Here is a 17,705-nt window from a genome sequence, read left to right on the forward strand (position 1 = left end):
CTTAATCCTGTAAAAATCCGGTAAGCGGAGAAGATGCACTTGCTCCTTTTTCCATGACACGTCCCATACCTGCCAGATAAGCGGCTCTTCCTGCTTCAATTGCTTTCTTAAATGCCTCTGCCATCGCCGGAATGTCACCTGCTGTTGCAATTGCAGTATTTGCCATAACTGCTGCTGCCCCCATTTCCATTGCCTCACATGCCTGAGATGGTTTACCGATTCCTGCATCTACAATAATCGGTAAATCAATTTCATCAATTAAAATCTGAATAAATTCTTTTGTGCAAATTCCTTTATTTGAACCAATCGGAGAACCAAGAGGCATTACACACGCTGCACCGGCATCCCGAAGTTCTCTTGCCACATTTAAATCCGGATACATATATGGCATAACGACAAATCCCTCTTTTGCCAGAATTTCCGTTGCCTTGATGGTTTCATAGTTATCCGGAAACAGATATTTTGAATCATGGATGACTTCGATTTTTACAAAATCTCCACAGCCGAGTTCTCTGGAAAGTCTTGCAATACGCACTGCTTCTTCTGCATTTCTTGCACCCGATGTATTTGGAAGCAGCGTAACATTTTCAGGAATGTAGTCTAAGATATTTGCCATTCCTCCCTCATTTGCACGTCTCAGTGCCAATGTAATAATCTGTGCTCCTGCTTTTTCCACTGCTGCTTTGATTAAATCCAGGGAATATTTTCCTGAACCTAAAATAAAGCGAGACTCAAATGTATGTCCCCCAAGTGTAAATGTATCATTATTCATTTTGTTTTCCTCCATCTGGTTTTCTATATCCTATTTTTTCTTATTTTATTTTCTTTTTAACTTTCTTTTTATCTTCTCTATTTGCCTCTGATAATCAGTTCTGTAATCAGATTTGCCTGATGTGCTGCACAGATTGCAACTCTCGGTGCCATAAGCCCTCTTCCCTTTACCGGTTCGGTATGCGCATCCCCACATAAATAAAAATGCTCATTGATTTTTCTTGTCACAATCTCGTTGCTTCTTCCATAGCCTGCCATGCCGGAGCCGGCGACTAAAATCTTATCCGGATAATATTCTCCTACTCCGCTGACTAACATTGCTTTTGCTTCCGGACGGTCGAATGCTTCGCAGATAATGTCTTCATTGTGAAATAAAGTCCCTACATTTTCATCGGTCACTCTCACACAGTCTGTCTCTACCTCAAGGTATGGATTGATTTCCCGAAGTTCCTCCAAAAGTGCTTCTGTCTTGTATCTGCCAATATGTTCCATGCGATACTGCTGACGGTTTAAATTCGTGATATCTACTCTATCAAAATCAATCAGATGCAGATGTCCCACACCGATTCTGGTAAGAAAAAATGCAATGTTTGAACCAAGTCCGCCAAGTCCTGCAATCGCCACTTTTGCCTCATCTAATTTACTTTGAACTTCCTCCGAATGACGTTCAACAAGCGCCTCCCTGATTTCTTCTTTTGTTAACATCTCAGCCTCCTCCTACAAAACTTACAACTTCTAAGACGTCTCCATCTGTTGTTAATGTTTCAGCTAAATGCTTCTTTGGAACAATCTTTCCATTACACTCTACCGCTACACGAGTCAGGTTGTAACCCATCTGCTCTAAGAGCTGTGCAATGGTGGTATTCGGAACAAAATCCCGCTCTCTTCCATTTACTTTAATCATTCTAAACTCCTCACTTTCTTGATGTACTTTCTTAATTTTCCTGTTTGGCATTTTGTAGAACATGTTTTTTATTTTTCATGACAAAACTTTTTAATGAAATAAAAAAGAGTTCACGAAAGAAATACACCCGCGGTGGTGCACCCCTTCATGAACTCTCATTCAATCACTTGGTATTACTTATTCAATTGTCAAATAATTAAAAAGCATCGTACCCTCAGAATCTTTCTGTGCTTGATTATGAGGATACATAAAAAAACGGGAGGTGCCAACTTCTGACATTTCCCGCAACATTTCATACGTCTGTCCCTACGTTGGCATTATCCAAATCAGGTTATGGGTCGAAGTTCTTAACTTCCTCTCAGCCTATCAAATAAGCTCCCCTTGTTTTTACCACTTTACTGTACGATATTCTTGCGTATTTGTCAAGTATATTTTTTCAGACTTTGAAACGATATCCAACACCCCAGATTGTCTCAATATACTGTGGTTTTGCTGTATTTAATTCAATCTTTTCACGAATCTTTTTAATGTGTACGGTTACTGTCGCAATATCACCAATGGATTCCATCGCCCAGATTTCTTTAAAGAGTTCGTCTTTTGTAAAGACACGGTTTGGATTCTGTGCAAGGAAGGTTAATAAATCAAATTCTTTGGTTGTGAAGTTCTTCTCTTCTCCATTAATCCAGACACGTCTTGCTGTCTTATCAATCTTTAAGCCGCGGATTTCGATGATATCATTTTCCTGTACTCCGGTTCCAATCAGGCGTTCATAACGAGCCAGATGGGCTTTTACCCTTGCAACCAGCTCACTCGGGCTAAACGGTTTTGTCATATAATCATCTGCGCCAAGTCCAAGACCACGGATTTTATCAATATCATCTTTCTTTGCAGAAACCATGATAATCGGTGTGTTTTTCACATTTCGGATTTCACGACAGATTTCAAATCCATCTACTTCCGGAAGCATTAAATCAAGGATAAATAAATCATACTCTCCCTCTAATGCCTTTTTTAATCCGACATCTCCGCGGTTTTCGATTTCCACTTCAAATCCGCTCAACTCCAGATAATCCTTCTCTAAATCAGCAATTGCCTCTTCATCTTCAATAATTAAAATTTTACTCATTTACTGATAAACCTCCTGGTATTTTCTTAAAACAAAGTACATGACTGTACCAATATTTTCCTTGCTGGTTGCCCAGACTTTTCCTCCATGATCCTCCATAATTTTCTTTACAATCGAAAGACCGATTCCACTTCCGCCTTTAGAAGAATTTCTTGACGCATCTGTTCGGTAGAACCGTTCAAAGATATTTGGTAAATCTTTTGCTGAGATTCCTTTTCCGTTATCTTCGATTTCTACCTGAATAAAATCTCCGACATCTTTTACTCTTAAATTAATTCGGCGTGCTCTGGTGCTGTCCATATATTTCAAAGAATTGCTGGTAATGTTATTAATCACTCGCTTAATCTGTTCTGCATCCGCAATAACCAGCACCTCCGGTCCTACATAGTTTGAATAGTTAAACTCTACCCCTTTTGATTCAAGTTCCATTCCAATTTCTTCTGCACAGTCATTAAAAAATTCGGTTACGGAAATCTTGTTAAATGTATATGGAATTCGGTTAGTGTCCATCTTTGTATAAAATGTAAGCTGATTAATCAGACGATCCATATCGTTTGCCTTATTATAAATCGTATGGATATATTTATCCATTTTTTCCGGTGTATTGGCAACACCATCCATGATTCCCTCCACATAGCCTTTAATTGCTGTAATCGGCGTCTTCAGATCATGGGAAATGTTGCTGATTAACTCTTTGCTTTCTTTATCGAACTGAACTTTCTCTTCGGATGTCTCTTTTAAACGCTGACGCATTTCTTCAAAATCCTGACACAAGTCCGAAATTTCACTCACACCTTCCGGTGTAATCGAAAAATCAAGGTCTCCATCTTTAATCTTCTGTGTCGCTGTACGCAGTTTATCAAGCGGTGCAATGACTCCACGGTAAATCCACCAGGTCAGTCCAAGACCGGTAAGAATCAAAATCACCACTACAGAAATCATCATATTTTTTATCAGTGCCTTTAACTGCGGCAGAGTTTTTAAAATACTTGACACAATAAAGACACTGCCCTGTGTTCCATCTGGTTTTTCAAAATTAATCTGTTTCACCAGTGCCTGTACTGTTCCTCCCAGATAAAGTCCATCATTATCCTGTGCATCAATGGCTTCTTCGGAGTTCTCATCTTCAATTGAGGCATAAGGAGGCAGCCGTTTCACAAGTTCACTTGAATAATTTTCATTTCCATAATAGATAATTTGGTTTCCTTCTCTTACTAAGAGATAGGAATGTACTTCCTTTAATCTGCCATTGATTCGATTTAAATAATCTTCATTCTCTAATTCTTTCGTATCTTTTTTTGCCGTCTCCCTCAGCTCTTCTGCAATGTCATCGGTCATGCTGTTAATCACTTCTGCCGTATTAGAAAGTGAATCATAAGAGGCATTTTCAATTCCATATTGTTCTTCCATCACATTTAACTGATGCTGGCTGAATGCCCAAAATGCAACACTTGCGCAGATTAGCGGTTCGAGGATAATAACAAAAAAGGAGATAACGATTCTTGTTTTAAGTTTCATTGCTCCTTTTTCTCCTTTCCTGCCTGTTTTTTTAGTGTTTATCCCATTCCAAAACTTAAGATAAAATTTTTATAACGATAATTATAACATAAACCTCTTCTCTTTCTTGAAAATATTAATAAAACAAGTCTAAACTTTCTATAAATTGCTTTTTGTGCAAGCACAACCGCAATTTATACTTTTGACACTTACATCATATTATATCACAAAAAAACAGGAAATTTTTCATATTTCTACAAAAAACTCCCTGTTATTCTTATCTATTCTCCACTTTTTTTAGTGAATCTTAGAAATTTCTTTTATTAATCTTCCAGATATTTTTTCAGTTCTTCTACTTTATCCAGTGCTTCCCATGGCAGATTTAAGTCATTTCTTCCGAAATGTCCGTAAGCGGCTGTCTGTTTGTAAATCGGACGACGTAAGTTAAGCATTTTGATAATTCCTGCCGGTCTTAAGTCGAAGTTTTCACGAACGATTTCTGTCAGTCTCTGGTCGGAAAGTTTTCCTGTTCCAAAAGTGTCAACCTGGATAGAAGTTGGATGTGCAACACCGATCGCATAAGAAAGCTGAATTTCACATTTCTTTGCAAGACCTGCTGCTACCATATTTTTTGCAACGTAACGTGCTGCATAAGCTGCAGAACGGTCTACTTTTGTACAGTCTTTTCCGGAGAAAGCTCCACCACCGTGACGAGCATATCCACCGTAAGTATCTACGATAATTTTACGTCCTGTCAGACCACTGTCTCCGTGAGGTCCACCGATTACGAAACGTCCTGTCGGGTTGATGAAGAATTTTGTATTTTCATCTACCATTTCTGCCGGAAGAATCGGGTCAAATACATATTTTTTGATATCTTCATGAATCTGTTCCTGTGTTACTTCCGGGTCATGCTGTGTAGATAATACAACCGCATCGAGACGCATTGGCTTGTCATTTTCATCATATTCTACAGTAACCTGTGTTTTTCCATCCGGTCTTAAATAAGTTAAAGTTCCATCTTTACGAACTTTTGTAAGCTGACGAGACAGTTTGTGAGCCAGAGCAATTGGATATGGCATATATTCTTCTGTTTCATCACTCGCGAAACCGAACATCATACCCTGATCACCAGCACCGATTGCATCGATTTCTTCATCAGACATGGTGTTTTCTTTTGCTTCCAGTGCTTTATCAACACCCATCGCAATATCAGCAGACTGCTCATCAATTGTTGTGATAACACCGCAGGTATCTGCATCAAAACCATATTTTGCTCTTGTATATCCGATTTCACGAACCGTTTCTCTTACGATTTTCGGAATATCTACATAAGCTTTTGTTGTAATTTCACCCATAACCATAACAACACCGGTTGTTGTGCATGTTTCGCATGCAACACGGCTCATTGGGTCTTGTTCCATTAATGCATCCAGAATTGCATCGGAAATCGCATCACACATCTTGTCTGGATGTCCTTCTGTTACGGACTCGGAAGTAAATAATCTTTTTTCCATTCTTCTTGTTCTCCTTTGTTTGATTTTTTGTTTCTTATTCCCATTTACATGCAAGTAAAAAGGTCCGCAGACAAGCGGACCCATAAGTTTTTAAATGAATCCTCTTATTGTTCGACTTACTCGCTCAGGCTGGCACCTTCCTTTTTCAAGGGGTTGCCGTGACTTCACAGGTCCTATGTACCTCCATCACTCTGAATAAAAGGGATAACCACTATTTGATTTTTTTATAGTTTCATGGTGTATTATACACGTTATTTTTAAAAAAGCAAGGTATTTTTCCGATTTTCCTTATTTTTACTAAAATATCTCCTTATATTTTCTTACAAATACACTTTTCTACCTCCGGCATCTGCGATTCCCATCTGACCCCGATATTTCGCAACCGTTCTTCTTGAAATGCTGATTCCTTTCTCCTGCATCTTCTCTGCAATTTTCTGGTCACTAAGCGGATGCTCTTTATCTTCCTCTTGAATTATTTTCTTCAGTTCTTTTTTGACAGTATCCTTTGTATGTATTTCTTTTCCAGATACACTCTGTGCAAAGAAATAATTTATTGGAAAAATTCCCCAGGAACATTGTAAATATTTCTCTTTTACCGCACGGCTTACTGTCGATTCATGAATTCCTGCTTTTTTTGCAAGTTCCTGCATACGAAGCGGCTTCAAATAGGCACTTCCTTTTTCAAAAAACTCTTTTTGTTCTTCTACCAGAATTCTACATATCTTCATCATGGTATCTTTTCTAGAAGCAACACACTGAAAAATCCATTGCGCCTGTTTATATTTTTCCTGAAGATACTCTTTTACCTCTATAGAGCTGTCTTCCTTCATCAGACTCAGATAATAAGAGCTAAATGGTTTGTTGTAAGCATTTTTTTCATTCAGAATAATTTCAAAATATTCTTTAAATTTTACAACCGTCACATCCGGAACCAGATAACTCAAATGATTTTTCGAAGCAAATCCCTGCGCAGGTTTTGGATTCAGCTTCCGAATCTCTTCGCAAGCTCTTACTACCTCATCACGTGAAATTTTAAGCGCTTTTGCAATCTGTGGAATCTGATTTTTCCCTAATTCTACCAAATGATGTTCTACTATCTGCTTTACAATTTGATTCTCATTTTCCCTGCGCAAGAGTTGCAGTAACAGACATTCCTGTAAATCTGCCGCTCCTACTCCCGCCGGGTCACATTTTTTCAGCCTGTCTATGTAAACTTTCATCTCTTCTACAGACAGAAAAAATTTATCCGCAAGTTCCTCTACATTATCTATAAGATATCCCCGTTCATCGAGAGAATATACCAGAAATTCATAAATTTCCGAATCCTTCTCCGTTTTAAAAAATGGAATCAACTGAGAAAGTACATATTCAGGAAGTCCTCTCTCTTTCTCTAGAAATTCCCGTTCTTCTCTTTGCTCATTTTGTTCATCCTGATAATAAATGCGGTTTTGTTCATCCGATTTGGCAAGCCACTCCAGTTTCTCTTGAAAATCATTTTTTTCTTCTGAATCACTACTATTTTCTTCCAATTCTATCAATGGATTTTCCAATTCTTTTTCTTTTAGGTACTCTTCTAATTCCTGCGTATTCATCTGAAGAATCTGAAGGGATTGAAGCATCTTTTCCGATAGTTTTTGCGTTTGTGTTAAATTCAGTTCTTGTCTCATATACACCCCATACCCTTTTACTTAAAAAACATACAAACTAAAAAAAGAAACCACATCTCCATTCCATTCCATGTTCATCTTACAGTGTCTTGCCATCTTTCCTGCATCAATACAGTAAGCAGAAAGACATGAAAAACGCATATTTTCATTTACACATGGTTCTTTTGCTTTTGCTTTACATTCCTCACAGAAATTACATGGTCCGCACATAATAAACATTCCATTATCAGGCAGACCCTGCTCTTTCAATTCTTCTACCGCATGTAAGGTTTTGTTTGTATGCATCTTCTTAATAATTTTTGTTTCTGCATCATCAAAAATATTTTGAACCGGAGTTCTTGACTGAAAAACCAACGCATGTTCGTATTTTCTTACCTTTTGCTCCATTTCCTCCGGTGTTCCGCAAAGCGGTGGACAGGCATAATTATTTCCATAATTCCCACAGTCATTCATCTCACAAAACTGTCGAAATTCATGTTCAAACTCCAGATCTTTTGTTTCCATAAATTTCATTGTTGCAAATCCAAATGCTTTTGCCTGTTTTTCCATTTCTATTTTTTTCATCTTAAATTTCCCCTTTCAAATACCTTTACTAACTTTTTCTATTATACCAAAAAAAGCCGTTACAGATAAGATACTATTATCTATAACAGCTTTGTTTTTATTGTCTATTTTAACTTTTTGCAGGAGGAATTCCTCCACCTGTATTGACCAATCATACATATTTTTTGCGGAGGTTTTATGTACGAATACAGCTTTTGGAATTCTCCTGCCCTTTCAAAGTAAAGGATGTATAAATTCCGTACACAGGTTCCTCTAAGTTTGTATCAGAATGTACCGTTCTTCTGATACGTGCTTTTTCAAGCATAAGGCGTTCCATATCAGATATCATGGATGGAAAACTTTCTTCGGAAGTTTCAACCTTTCACTTACTTAAGCAGGTTTCCTGACTTGCCTATCAACGCTTGGCGCTCCTTCTCGTACGCTCTAATACAATGGATTCTTGCGCTTCGCTCCTTGCTTACAGTGGCCGGACCGCTCAGGATTTTCACCTGATTCCCTTTTCACCACGGACAAAAAAAGAGGGGAAAATGTCTGTGATGCACTTAATAAGTTGATATGAAATCTATACACGCACTTACCATAGCACAGGTGCTAAACATTGTCAAGGAAAAAACGATTTGGATTTTATTCCAAACCGTTTTTCTTATTTTTTATGCTATTTTACTGGTTTTTAGCCGATTCTAAGCTGAAATTTCTGAATTTCCTTTTCACTGGATACTCGTTCAATCTCAGCGCCAAGGCTTCTTAATTTGTCTTCAAATCGCTCATATCCTCTCTGGATATAAACAATATCATCTACGACTGTGAATCCTTCTGCCGCAAGACCGGCAATTACAAGTGCTGCACCTGCACGAAGGTCTGGTGCGCTGACTCTTGCGCCTGTCAGTTTTTCCACGCCATCAATGATTGCTGTATTTCCTTCTACTTTGATATTGGCACCCATACGAGAAAGCTCGTCCGCATATTTAAAACGATTTTCAAAGATAGATTCTGTTACAATACTTGTTCCTTCTGCCAAAGTAAGTGCGACTGCAAACTGAGGCTGCATATCGGTTGGATAACCCGGATATGGCATAGTCTTTACATGAGTACGAGTCAGACGTTTGTTTGCCACTACACGCACCGCATCATCAAATTCTTCTACCTGACATCCGATTTCTTCTAATTTTGCAGTTGTTGCTTCCAGATGTTTCGGAATTACATTTTTTACCATGATATCGCCTCTGGTCGCTGCGGCTGCGCACATAAATGTTCCGGCTTCAATCTGATCCGGAATAATGGAATAAGTTGTTCCATGTAACTTTTCTACACCCTGAATACGGATTACATCGGTACCTGCACCCTTGATACTTGCTCCCATGCTGTTTAAGAAGTTTGCCACATCGACAACATGCGGCTCTCTTGCTGCATTTTCAATAATGGTATTTCCGGTTGCCATTGCAGCTGCCATCATGATATTGATTGTAGCACCTACAGATACCATATCCAGGAAAATATGTTTTCCTGTCAAGTTCTCTGCTTTTGCAACGACTGCACCGTGAAGAATATCTACGGATGCACCCAGTGCACGGAATCCTTTTAAATGCTGGTCAATCGGACGACTTCCGATATTGCATCCGCCCGGAAGTGGAACTTCTGCGGATTTATATTTTCCGAGCAGTGCTCCTAATAAGTAATAAGATGCTCTGATTTTCTTGATGTATTCATATTCAACACTGATATCAGAAATAGTAGAACCTGTGATTTTTACTTCTGTCGGACTGACTCTTTCTACAACTGCTCCGATTTCTTTAATTGCTTCGAGTAATACATTGATATCTCTTACATCCGGAAGGTTTTCAATATAAACCATTTCATCTGTCATAATTGCCGCTGCCAGAATCGCAAGTGCTGCATTTTTTGCTCCACCGATTTCAACTTCACCAACGAGCGGGTTACCGCCTTTGATTACATATTGTTCCATATACACACCTCTATATTTTTATTCATGTATCTGATGCCTGTTTTTGTCATTCTTATCATCAAATTCATAACCTGATTTTCAAAGTTTCATAATAGTCAACCCTTATCTTATAACATCTTACCGGGTTTGTAAACAAAAAATCGTCTTTTGCCTAGATTTACTGCTTGCAATTCCTCATTTTGTCAGTTATAATGAAAGTCTGTCAACTATTTTCTGTAAAGTCTGTTCTACATCCAGATTTTTTTCATTAACTGTCAAATCCGCATATTTCTCATACAGCGGAATTCTTTCTTCATATAACCCTCTTAAATCCTGACCATCTTTTAATACCACACCACGACCTTTTAAATTTCCCAGTCTCTTTTTCAGCTGGTCATATTCCAACTCCAAGTATATAACTCGTCCTGTTTTTTTCAACTCCTGCATCGCTTTTTCACAATACACAACACTTCCACCTGTCGCAACAATCGATTTTTCTTCATTTTGCGCAATGTATACATTTGCATTTTCTTCTGCTTTTAAAAAGCCATCCAAACCTTCTTCTGAAATAATTTCATGCAACAGGCGGTTTTCTCTTTTCTGAATTACTAAATCCGCATCAATAAACTGATATCCCAATACTTTTGCCAAAATAACACCTACTGTACTTTTGCCAACTCCAGGCATGCCAATTAAAACGATATTTTCTTTACTCATTTCTTTTGTCTCTTCTTTCTCTGTTTTCTTATGCTGTATCCAAAAGTTCCCAGTTTTTTGCCCAGTCCATAATATTCCCCATGAGAATATACAATCGGATTGGCAAGTGCTAAATCAAATTTTCCTTTTTCATCCATATATTTATCATCTACATGGACTGCAAGCACATCGGCAACAAATGTGCTGTGGCTTCCCAGTTCTTTGATTTCCCTGACCCTGCATTCAATGCAGACCGGAGATTCCTTAATCATCGGAACACCCACATGAGATGCTTTTTCTCTGGTGAGTCCTGTTTCTTTAAATTTATCTACCTCTCTTCCTGATTTTACACCACAATAGTCCGTTGCGCGAACCAGTTTTTCGGTTGTCAGATTGATGACAAATTCCTTTGTGTCACATAGCATTGTATAAGAATACCGCTCCGGTCTTACCGAAATTGATACCATAGGAGGGTTGGTGCAGACCGTTCCCGCCCATGCTACCGTGATAATGTTATCATTCCCTGCTTCATCTGCCACCGTGACCATTACAACCGGCAGAGGATAAAGCATGTTTCCAGGCTTCCATTCAATTTTTCCCATGTGTTTCCCCTTCTTCTGTTTTTCATTTCTTCGAGATTTTCTCTTTTAGCTATTCTGCTGTAAGGCAGTGATAAATTCCGGAATTAACTGCTTCTTTCTTGATACGACTCCCGGAAGAATATATCCGCCATTTTCTTCTTTTACATTAAAGGCATCCTCAACCAATCTGCCACTTCCATCTCCATAACAGATAATTTCTGATGTTTCCTCCAAAATATTCGTAAGCATAATAAATACCATCGTAATTCCATTTTTTCCACATTCTTTTTTCATAAATGGAATCAGACGTTTCTTTAAGCTTAACAGTTCATCCTGATTCATAGAACTGATTTGTCCTACGCCAAAGTTTACCTGTTCGGTTGTAAAACGTTTGAAATCCTGATAGAAGATTCCCTCTGTTGTCTTTCCCTTTAAATTGCTTCCTGCCGTAAACATTTCTTTGGCAAATTCTTCTATGTTAATACCGGCTACTAAAGCAAGTGCTCCTGCTGCCATCTTATCTCTGTGTGTACAGGTCGGCGAACGAAACATCAGCGTATCAGAAATAATCGCTGCGCATAAAAGCCCTGCGATTGCCGGAGAAACTTCGAGATTTCGTTCCACATACATCTGATGCATAATCGTCGCAGTACAGCCCACCGGCTGATTACGAAAGACAATCGGAGACATGGTTTCGATAGAGCCGATTCTGTGATGGTCAATAATTTCCAGAATCTCCGCTGCCTCAATATTATCAACTGCCTGGGAACGTTCATTATGGTCTACTAAAATCACTTCTTTTTTCTTCATTCCCAGCAAATTTCGTCTGGAAACCGTTCCAATATATTTTCCATGTTTATTTACTACAGGGAAGGCTCTGTGACGGTTCTTTACCATCACCTCTTTAATCTGGTCTGTAAAATCATCGGTCTGGAAGGTAATCAGATTATCTTTTTTCATGATGTGTTTGACCGGAATACTCTGATTAATCAGACGCGCAATCGTAAAGGTATCAAGCGGAGAACGGATAATTACACAGTCATTTTTCGTTGCTGCTTCCTGAATATCCTCTGCAACTTCCGCATTGTTACACACAATAATACAGCTTACATTTTCTTCAATCGCACATAAATGGTCTTCGTATCTATCTCCTAAGATAACCAAATCATCTTCTTCTAAGTACTCTCCCAGTTTTTCCGGAAGTGTCGCACCGATTACAACTTTTCCTCTTAAGAAATATCCATGTCCGTTTCCGGTTACAATCTTTCCTTCTACTGTATTCGCAATACTTCGATACTGGGTTCTCGCATTGGAAAGGAAATAATTATCATGCGCATCCATATAAGATTTTGCAATATCTCCGGTTGTAATCAGTCCCTCTAACTGTCCGTCCTCTTTTGTAATAGGAAGTGTCACCGCATTGGTTTCTTTCATAATCGCCCATGCATCCTTAATGGAAATGCTGTGCGGAACTCCCGGAGTTTCCCTAATTTCCATATCTCTTACCTGAGTTCCGACATCCGGAAGATAGCCTGGTGCATCAACGCCAAAACGTTTTAAAACATACTCTGTTTCTTCATTTATCTGACCTGCACGTTTTGCAATATACTTTCTTCCATCATTCGAACGATTTTTAATATCTGCATAAGCAATCGCTGAACAAATCGAATCGGTATCTGGATTTTTATGTCCTAAAATATAGATTTTTTCTTGTTTCGCCATGTTGTGTGCTTCCCTTTCTTATATTTACATTCCAAATTCTTTTCTATTTCAAATTTTTCTTCTACTCTATATAATATCCCATTTTTCTTCTGCGTGCAATTATTTACCCACAAACTGATAGGCAATTCGTGCATTTCCATCTTCTTTTTTTCCAGCAAGATAAATCGTACCGCATTTTTCAAATCCATTTTTGGCAAATACTTTCTGCATTACAATATTATCCTTATAAGTATCTCCACGCAGATTCGAAATCTGTGATTTGCAGAAATCCATACAGATTTTTGAGATTCCCGGAACTCTTCCGCGACTTGCTACGCGGTGGATTGTACCATAAGGAGCTTCATTTTTCCACTCTCCGTCATAAATATCCACATAATTTGGTTCTACTTTTCCCATAAAAAATACAAACGTTGCCTCGATTTCACCATTTTCGACACACACATAACACTCTTCTTTTTTGATATCTGCTTTTACGATTTCCTGCTCCGGATAAGTTGTTCCCCACTGGGACGCATTTCCGTTCTTCGCCATAAACTGACGTGCATGTTCAAAAATTTCCATAATTTCATCGAGTTCTTCTATTTTTGCTTTTCTGATTTCCATCGGTCTTTCTCTCTTTCTATTCTGGCTTTTTGTCAGAACTATCTACATCGGTTTTTAGTCTTTCTTATCTTACCTTAACCCACCCGACAAAATCAACAAATCTTTCAACATTCTCTCTACTCCATTGCAGATTTTCACTTTCCTGTGCTATAATCGAAAACAAAAAGCTTCCTATTTTTCAATTTTATTTAAGGAAGTATTAATGGAGGTAGCATCATGAGCGAAGAAATAAAAAAACAGGAAACAATGGATGATTTTGCACAGGAAATCGAAGCTTCTTTCAGCAATTTCCGTGACTCAGACATGGAAATCTGGGACAAATTAGAACAGATGAAAGAAGATAAAGAAGCGTTTGAAGTTACTATTGAAGGCATCGTAAAAGGCGGAGCAATCGCTTACGTGGAAGGCATCCGTGCCTTTATTCCGGTTTCCAAACTTTCTCTGGAATATGTCAAAGAACCGGAAGAATTTTTAAAGAAAACTTTGATGGTACGTGTATTTGAAGTGGATGAAGCAGAAAACCGTCTTGTCCTTTCCGCAAGAGAACTGTTAAAAGAGCAGGCTGACGCCGAAAAACTTGCCAAAACACAGCAGATTACAGTTGGAAGCGTATTAGAAGGTACCGTAGAAAGTCTTCAGACTTACGGCGCATTTATCGACCTCGGAGATGGCATTTCCGGTCTGGTTCATATCTCACAGATCAGCCAGAAACGAATCAAATCTCCAAAAGCAGTCCTCTCTGTTGGCGATAACGTAACCGTAAAAGTTATCAAAAATGAAGATGGAAAACTGAGTCTCAGCATGAAAGCTTTAATGGAAGCTCCGGAAGAAGAAGAGGAAGAAGTCATCGACTATGAACTTCCAGAAGCAGAAGAAGCTACTACAACACTCGGCTCTCTTTTTAAAAATATTAAATTAGATTAAGTAAAATAGAATACAGGAGATATCATGGTAAAAAAAATATTAAACCGATTTTTTATCGATGGACTCACCGGTATGTCTTACGGTCTGTTCGCCACTCTTATTATCGGAACAATTCTTCAACAGATTGGTACTTTAATCAGTGGTGAAATTGGCACTTACCTCTATCAGTTTGGTAAAATAGCTGCCGGTATGACCAGCGCCGGTATCGGCATCGGTGTTGCCTGCAAATTTGGCGAAAGTCCTCTGGTTGTACTCTCTTCTGCAACTGCCGGTATGGTTGGCGGTTATTCAAGCAAAATCCTTGCCGGAACGATTTTCACGGAGGATGGTGCACTGTTACTTTCCGGTCCCGGAGAACCGCTTGGCGCTTTTCTTGCTGCTTATATTGCAATTGAAGTTGCTCATGTTGTCTCCGGCAAAACCCAACTTGACATTATTATTACCCCTTTAACCGGAATTTTAACCGGTTCGGCTATCGGTCTTTTCTTTGGTCCTCCAATCAGCAAGTTAATGACCGAATTAGGAGAGTTAATCAACTGGGGAACCGAACAACAGCCTCTCTTAATGGGCGTTATCGTCTCTGTTTTAATGGGTATGATTTTAACTCTTCCGATTAGTTCCGCAGCCCTTGGAATTATTCTAAATCTATCCGGGCTTGCCGCCGGTGCAGCAACCGTCGGATGCTGTTGTAACATGGTCGGTTTTGGAATTGCAAGTTATAAAGAAAATGGAGCTCCTGGTCTGATCGCACAGGGGCTTGGAACTTCCATGATTCAAGTTCCTAATATTATGAGGAAACCACTCATCTGGCTTCCTGTCATTTTATCGAGTGCCATCTTAGGACCGGTTTCTACACTCCTCTTTAAAATGGCAAACAATGCAACCGGTTCCGGAATGGGAACAGCAGGACTTGTCGGACAGATTATGACCTGGCAGACCATGGCTGTTCCGGGAGTTTCAAGCGTAGTGGTATTATTTAAAATTTTAATTATGCACTTTGCTCTTCCGGCTGCACTGACCTATTTCTTCTCAAATATGATGAGAAATTTAGGCTGGATTAAAGATGGGGATATGGCTCTTCCTATGTAATAATTTAACCAAATCAAGGAAGTAGCGAGTCAGAATACGAATATCCGCTTGACTAACTTAGAAAAAGAAAGGGGCTGTCGGTTAATGACAGTTCTAATAGAGGAGGCAGATGAATCGAAACGGTTCATCTGCCTCCTTTAAATTTTATCTATAAAAAGAAAAAAAGATGGCTAACAACAACCATCTTTCTCTCCGTTACATGTTATAATGTAACTATGACTAACAATAATTATTATAATGAATTTTTTGAATTCGGGCAACAGAAAATTAACTTCAACTTCTACGAATTGAGTTTACCGGATGACGATCCAGTCTTTACCCTTAAAAAAGTAATGGAGGAAATGGATTTTACAGCTTTATTCGCACAGTATTCAGGCAAGGGGAAACACGGGTTTAACCCAATCATGAAGTATGGAGTTCTTACCTACGCAAACATGCGTGGAGTTCGTGAGATAGACCGCATTGTAGAGCTATGCAAAAGAGATTTGGCATTTATCTGGCTTTCTCAAGGAACACAGCCAAAAAGAGATGCCTTTTATGATTTTATAAACAAAAAACTGACACCGGAAATATTAGATGACCTGAATTATCAGTTGTTACGACTTTTAAAGAAGGAAGGTCTGATTACATTAGAATCACTTTTTATTGATGGAACAAAGATAGAAGCCAATGCAAACCGTTATACTTTTGTCTGGCGTGGAACTTTAAACTATCATCTCGTGGGACTTCTTGACAACATAGAGTCTCTTTACCAGAAATACAACGAATTGTTAGAAGAGAATGGGTATGGCGAAAAATACGGCTTGGGAAATGCAAGGATGTTTTTCATCGAAGGTATGGATAAAGTACGTGCGGTGATTGAAAAGAACCGGAAGCGGAAGCTCACAAAGCACAAAAAACTGTCAAACAATACCATCATTGAGATAGACAATTGTTCTCCACTGGATTTATTAAAGGTGCAGAAAAATCTGATGAGAATAGCAGAAAACGAAGGGATTCCATTCGTTTCTGGAAAAGGAAAGAAAAAATCAGAACTACAGAAACTTTATGAAGAATTGGATGCCTGCGGCAACAAACTTATGGAATATAAAGAGTGCTTTGAAGTCATGGGAAAAGAGCGGAACAGTTATTCCAAGACAGACCTGGAAGCCACTTTTATGAGAATGAAAGAAGACCACATGAAGAATGGACAACTGAAAGCAGCTTACAATGTTCAGATTGCAGTAGAGAATTACTTTATTGTTCATGCATATGTAAGTAATGACCGAACGGATTACAATACCTTGATTCCAGTTGTTCAAAAGCATATCCATGCTTTTGGAGAAGTGTTGAAAGAAACCACAGCAGACAGTGGATATTGCAGCGAGAAAAATCTGCTGTTTTTAAAAGAACATAACATAGAGAGCTATATCAAGCTGCAAGATCATGAGCAAAGAAAGACGCGTGCTTACAAAGAAGATATCGGGAAATATTATAACATGACAACTCAGATATTCGAAGACGAGCATTTTTACATTTGCCATGATGGACGGGAGTTGCGGCATATCCGTACAGAAGAAAAAGAAATGGATGGTTATACACAAACTCTGGAAGTGTATGGATGTGCGGACTGCAGTGGCTGTGAACACAAAGCCCGATGCCTTTATCGATATCATCCAGAAAAGGATGCAGACAAAAACAAAGTCATGAAGATTAATGAGCGCTGGGAAGCATTAAAAGAAAGCTCCCACGCTAATATTCAGAGTGAAAAAGGAATCCTGAACCGCTAGATTCGTTCCATTCAAACAGAAGGTCATTTTGGAGATATCAAAGAAAATGATGACTTTCGACGGTTTAATCATCGTACAGCCGATAAAGTATACAAAGAATTCCTGTTGTATGCAATCGGTAGAAATATCAATAAATATCATCGTTTTCTATGCAATAAAATACAGAAATTTGAGGGTAAAAAAGAAGAAACTGTAGCTTAAATAAAAGCCGGATTGATTTTACATACCCCCTTGATTTTGTGCGCCCAAAAATAAGAATCCTTCTTAAAACTAGAGATACCCTACGGAATATGCCAGTGCCAAGAATCACGCATTTCCGCAGGGTATCTTTAT

The 17,705-nt window shown here is 38.7% G+C and carries 15 protein-coding genes, 1 pseudogene and 3 riboswitches; of the genes and pseudogenes, 3 read left to right on the forward strand and 13 right to left on the reverse strand.

What is annotated here, in order from left to right; genetic code table 11:
* Position 1 precedes the first annotated feature (1 nt).
* From ACYQ2D_RS08205 to ACYQ2D_RS08265, 13 genes are all read right to left on the reverse strand, one after another.
* On the reverse strand, positions 2-772 hold the full coding sequence (locus ACYQ2D_RS08205; RefSeq protein WP_022303217.1) for a thiazole synthase: 771 nt from the start codon (positions 770-772) through the stop codon (positions 2-4).
* A gap of 77 nt (positions 773-849) precedes the next feature.
* Positions 850-1,476 carry a sulfur carrier protein ThiS adenylyltransferase ThiF gene (gene thiF / locus ACYQ2D_RS08210; RefSeq protein ID WP_022303218.1) on the reverse strand — a complete coding sequence of 209 codons (627 nt, stop codon included), beginning with the start codon at positions 1,474-1,476 and terminating at the stop codon, positions 850-852.
* Position 1,477: 1 nt separating this feature from the next.
* Entirely contained in the window at positions 1,478-1,675 is a 198-nt protein-coding gene (gene thiS / locus ACYQ2D_RS08215) for a sulfur carrier protein ThiS (RefSeq protein WP_022303219.1), read from the reverse strand.
* A 285-nt stretch (positions 1,676-1,960) separates the two neighbouring features.
* Positions 1,961-2,067: riboswitch (TPP riboswitch) on the reverse strand.
* A gap of 44 nt (positions 2,068-2,111) precedes the next feature.
* The gene (locus tag ACYQ2D_RS08220) at positions 2,112-2,801 is read right to left on the reverse strand and encodes a response regulator transcription factor (protein ID WP_022303220.1); all 690 of its coding nucleotides are present in this window, start codon (positions 2,799-2,801) and stop codon (positions 2,112-2,114) included.
* Positions 2,802-4,319, reverse strand: a complete 1,518-nt coding sequence (locus ACYQ2D_RS08225; RefSeq protein WP_117457016.1) for a sensor histidine kinase — start codon at positions 4,317-4,319, stop codon at positions 2,802-2,804.
* 302 nt (positions 4,320-4,621) lie between these two features.
* Entirely contained in the window at positions 4,622-5,815 is a 1,194-nt protein-coding gene (gene metK / locus ACYQ2D_RS08230) for a methionine adenosyltransferase (RefSeq protein ID WP_022303222.1), read from the reverse strand.
* A gap of 101 nt (positions 5,816-5,916) precedes the next feature.
* Positions 5,917-6,017, reverse strand: a riboswitch (SAM riboswitch).
* Positions 6,018-6,135: 118 nt separating this feature from the next.
* Entirely contained in the window at positions 6,136-7,482 is a 1,347-nt protein-coding gene (gene rpoN, locus ACYQ2D_RS08235; RefSeq protein WP_459785091.1) for an RNA polymerase factor sigma-54, read from the reverse strand.
* A 21-nt stretch (positions 7,483-7,503) separates the two neighbouring features.
* Entirely contained in the window at positions 7,504-8,046 is a 543-nt protein-coding gene (locus tag ACYQ2D_RS08240) for a DUF2284 domain-containing protein (RefSeq protein ID WP_459785093.1), read from the reverse strand.
* 355 nt (positions 8,047-8,401) lie between these two features.
* Positions 8,402-8,606: riboswitch (cobalamin riboswitch) on the reverse strand.
* Positions 8,607-8,716: 110 nt separating this feature from the next.
* Positions 8,717-10,009, reverse strand: a complete 1,293-nt coding sequence (gene murA, locus ACYQ2D_RS08245; protein ID WP_022303225.1) for a UDP-N-acetylglucosamine 1-carboxyvinyltransferase — start codon at positions 10,007-10,009, stop codon at positions 8,717-8,719.
* 186 nt (positions 10,010-10,195) lie between these two features.
* Positions 10,196-10,705, reverse strand: coding sequence for a shikimate kinase (locus ACYQ2D_RS08250; protein ID WP_022303226.1), 510 nt, complete (start codon positions 10,703-10,705; stop codon positions 10,196-10,198).
* A complete protein-coding gene (locus ACYQ2D_RS08255) occupies positions 10,702-11,286 on the reverse strand; it encodes a flavin reductase family protein (protein ID WP_117457018.1) in 585 nt (194 codons plus the stop codon). The genes ACYQ2D_RS08250 and ACYQ2D_RS08255 overlap by 4 nt, the downstream gene beginning before the upstream one ends.
* A gap of 45 nt (positions 11,287-11,331) precedes the next feature.
* Positions 11,332-12,987 carry a putative manganese-dependent inorganic diphosphatase gene (locus ACYQ2D_RS08260; protein WP_117457019.1) on the reverse strand — a complete coding sequence of 552 codons (1,656 nt, stop codon included), beginning with the start codon at positions 12,985-12,987 and terminating at the stop codon, positions 11,332-11,334.
* Positions 12,988-13,086: 99 nt separating this feature from the next.
* A complete protein-coding gene (locus ACYQ2D_RS08265; RefSeq protein WP_459785095.1) occupies positions 13,087-13,590 on the reverse strand; it encodes a GNAT family N-acetyltransferase in 504 nt (167 codons plus the stop codon).
* A gap of 216 nt (positions 13,591-13,806) precedes the next feature.
* On the opposite strand from ACYQ2D_RS08265, the gene ACYQ2D_RS08270 reads away from it, so the two are divergent.
* From ACYQ2D_RS08270 to ACYQ2D_RS08280, 3 genes and pseudogenes are all read left to right on the forward strand, one after another.
* Positions 13,807-14,514, forward strand: coding sequence for a S1 RNA-binding domain-containing protein (locus tag ACYQ2D_RS08270; protein WP_459785097.1), 708 nt, complete (start codon positions 13,807-13,809; stop codon positions 14,512-14,514).
* A gap of 24 nt (positions 14,515-14,538) precedes the next feature.
* Positions 14,539-15,603, forward strand: coding sequence for a PTS sugar transporter subunit IIC (locus tag ACYQ2D_RS08275; RefSeq protein WP_459785098.1), 1,065 nt, complete (start codon positions 14,539-14,541; stop codon positions 15,601-15,603).
* Between the two features lie 215 nt (positions 15,604-15,818).
* A pseudogene (locus ACYQ2D_RS08280) lies at positions 15,819-17,573 on the forward strand (IS1182 family transposase).
* Positions 17,574-17,705: the final 132 nt, after the last annotated feature.

The organism is Blautia stercoris (genome assembly GCF_054657695.1).

What these genes read in the sequence shown, in the direction of transcription:
- ACYQ2D_RS08205 (WP_022303217.1), bottom strand. Translation starts at nt 772, where the DNA reads ATGAATAATGATACATTTACACTTGGGGGACATACATTTGAGTCTCGC.
- thiF (WP_022303218.1), bottom strand. Translation starts at nt 1,476, where the DNA reads ATGTTAACAAAAGAAGAAATCAGGGAGGCGCTTGTTGAACGTCATTCG.
- thiS (WP_022303219.1), bottom strand. Translation starts at nt 1,675, where the DNA reads ATGATTAAAGTAAATGGAAGAGAGCGGGATTTTGTTCCGAATACCACC.
- ACYQ2D_RS08220 (WP_022303220.1), bottom strand. Translation starts at nt 2,801, where the DNA reads ATGAGTAAAATTTTAATTATTGAAGATGAAGAGGCAATTGCTGATTTA.
- ACYQ2D_RS08225 (WP_117457016.1), bottom strand. Translation starts at nt 4,319, where the DNA reads ATGAAACTTAAAACAAGAATCGTTATCTCCTTTTTTGTTATTATCCTC.
- metK (WP_022303222.1), bottom strand. Translation starts at nt 5,815, where the DNA reads ATGGAAAAAAGATTATTTACTTCCGAGTCCGTAACAGAAGGACATCCA.
- rpoN (WP_459785091.1), bottom strand. Translation starts at nt 7,482, where the DNA reads ATGAGACAAGAACTGAATTTAACACAAACGCAAAAACTATCGGAAAAG.
- ACYQ2D_RS08240 (WP_459785093.1), bottom strand. Translation starts at nt 8,046, where the DNA reads ATGAAAAAAATAGAAATGGAAAAACAGGCAAAAGCATTTGGATTTGCA.
- murA (WP_022303225.1), bottom strand. Translation starts at nt 10,009, where the DNA reads ATGGAACAATATGTAATCAAAGGCGGTAACCCGCTCGTTGGTGAAGTT.
- ACYQ2D_RS08250 (WP_022303226.1), bottom strand. Translation starts at nt 10,705, where the DNA reads ATGAGTAAAGAAAATATCGTTTTAATTGGCATGCCTGGAGTTGGCAAA.
- ACYQ2D_RS08255 (WP_117457018.1), bottom strand. Translation starts at nt 11,286, where the DNA reads ATGGGAAAAATTGAATGGAAGCCTGGAAACATGCTTTATCCTCTGCCG.
- ACYQ2D_RS08260 (WP_117457019.1), bottom strand. Translation starts at nt 12,987, where the DNA reads ATGGCGAAACAAGAAAAAATCTATATTTTAGGACATAAAAATCCAGAT.
- ACYQ2D_RS08265 (WP_459785095.1), bottom strand. Translation starts at nt 13,590, where the DNA reads ATGGAAATCAGAAAAGCAAAAATAGAAGAACTCGATGAAATTATGGAA.
- ACYQ2D_RS08270 (WP_459785097.1), top strand. Translation starts at nt 13,807, where the DNA reads ATGAGCGAAGAAATAAAAAAACAGGAAACAATGGATGATTTTGCACAG.
- ACYQ2D_RS08275 (WP_459785098.1), top strand. Translation starts at nt 14,539, where the DNA reads ATGGTAAAAAAAATATTAAACCGATTTTTTATCGATGGACTCACCGGT.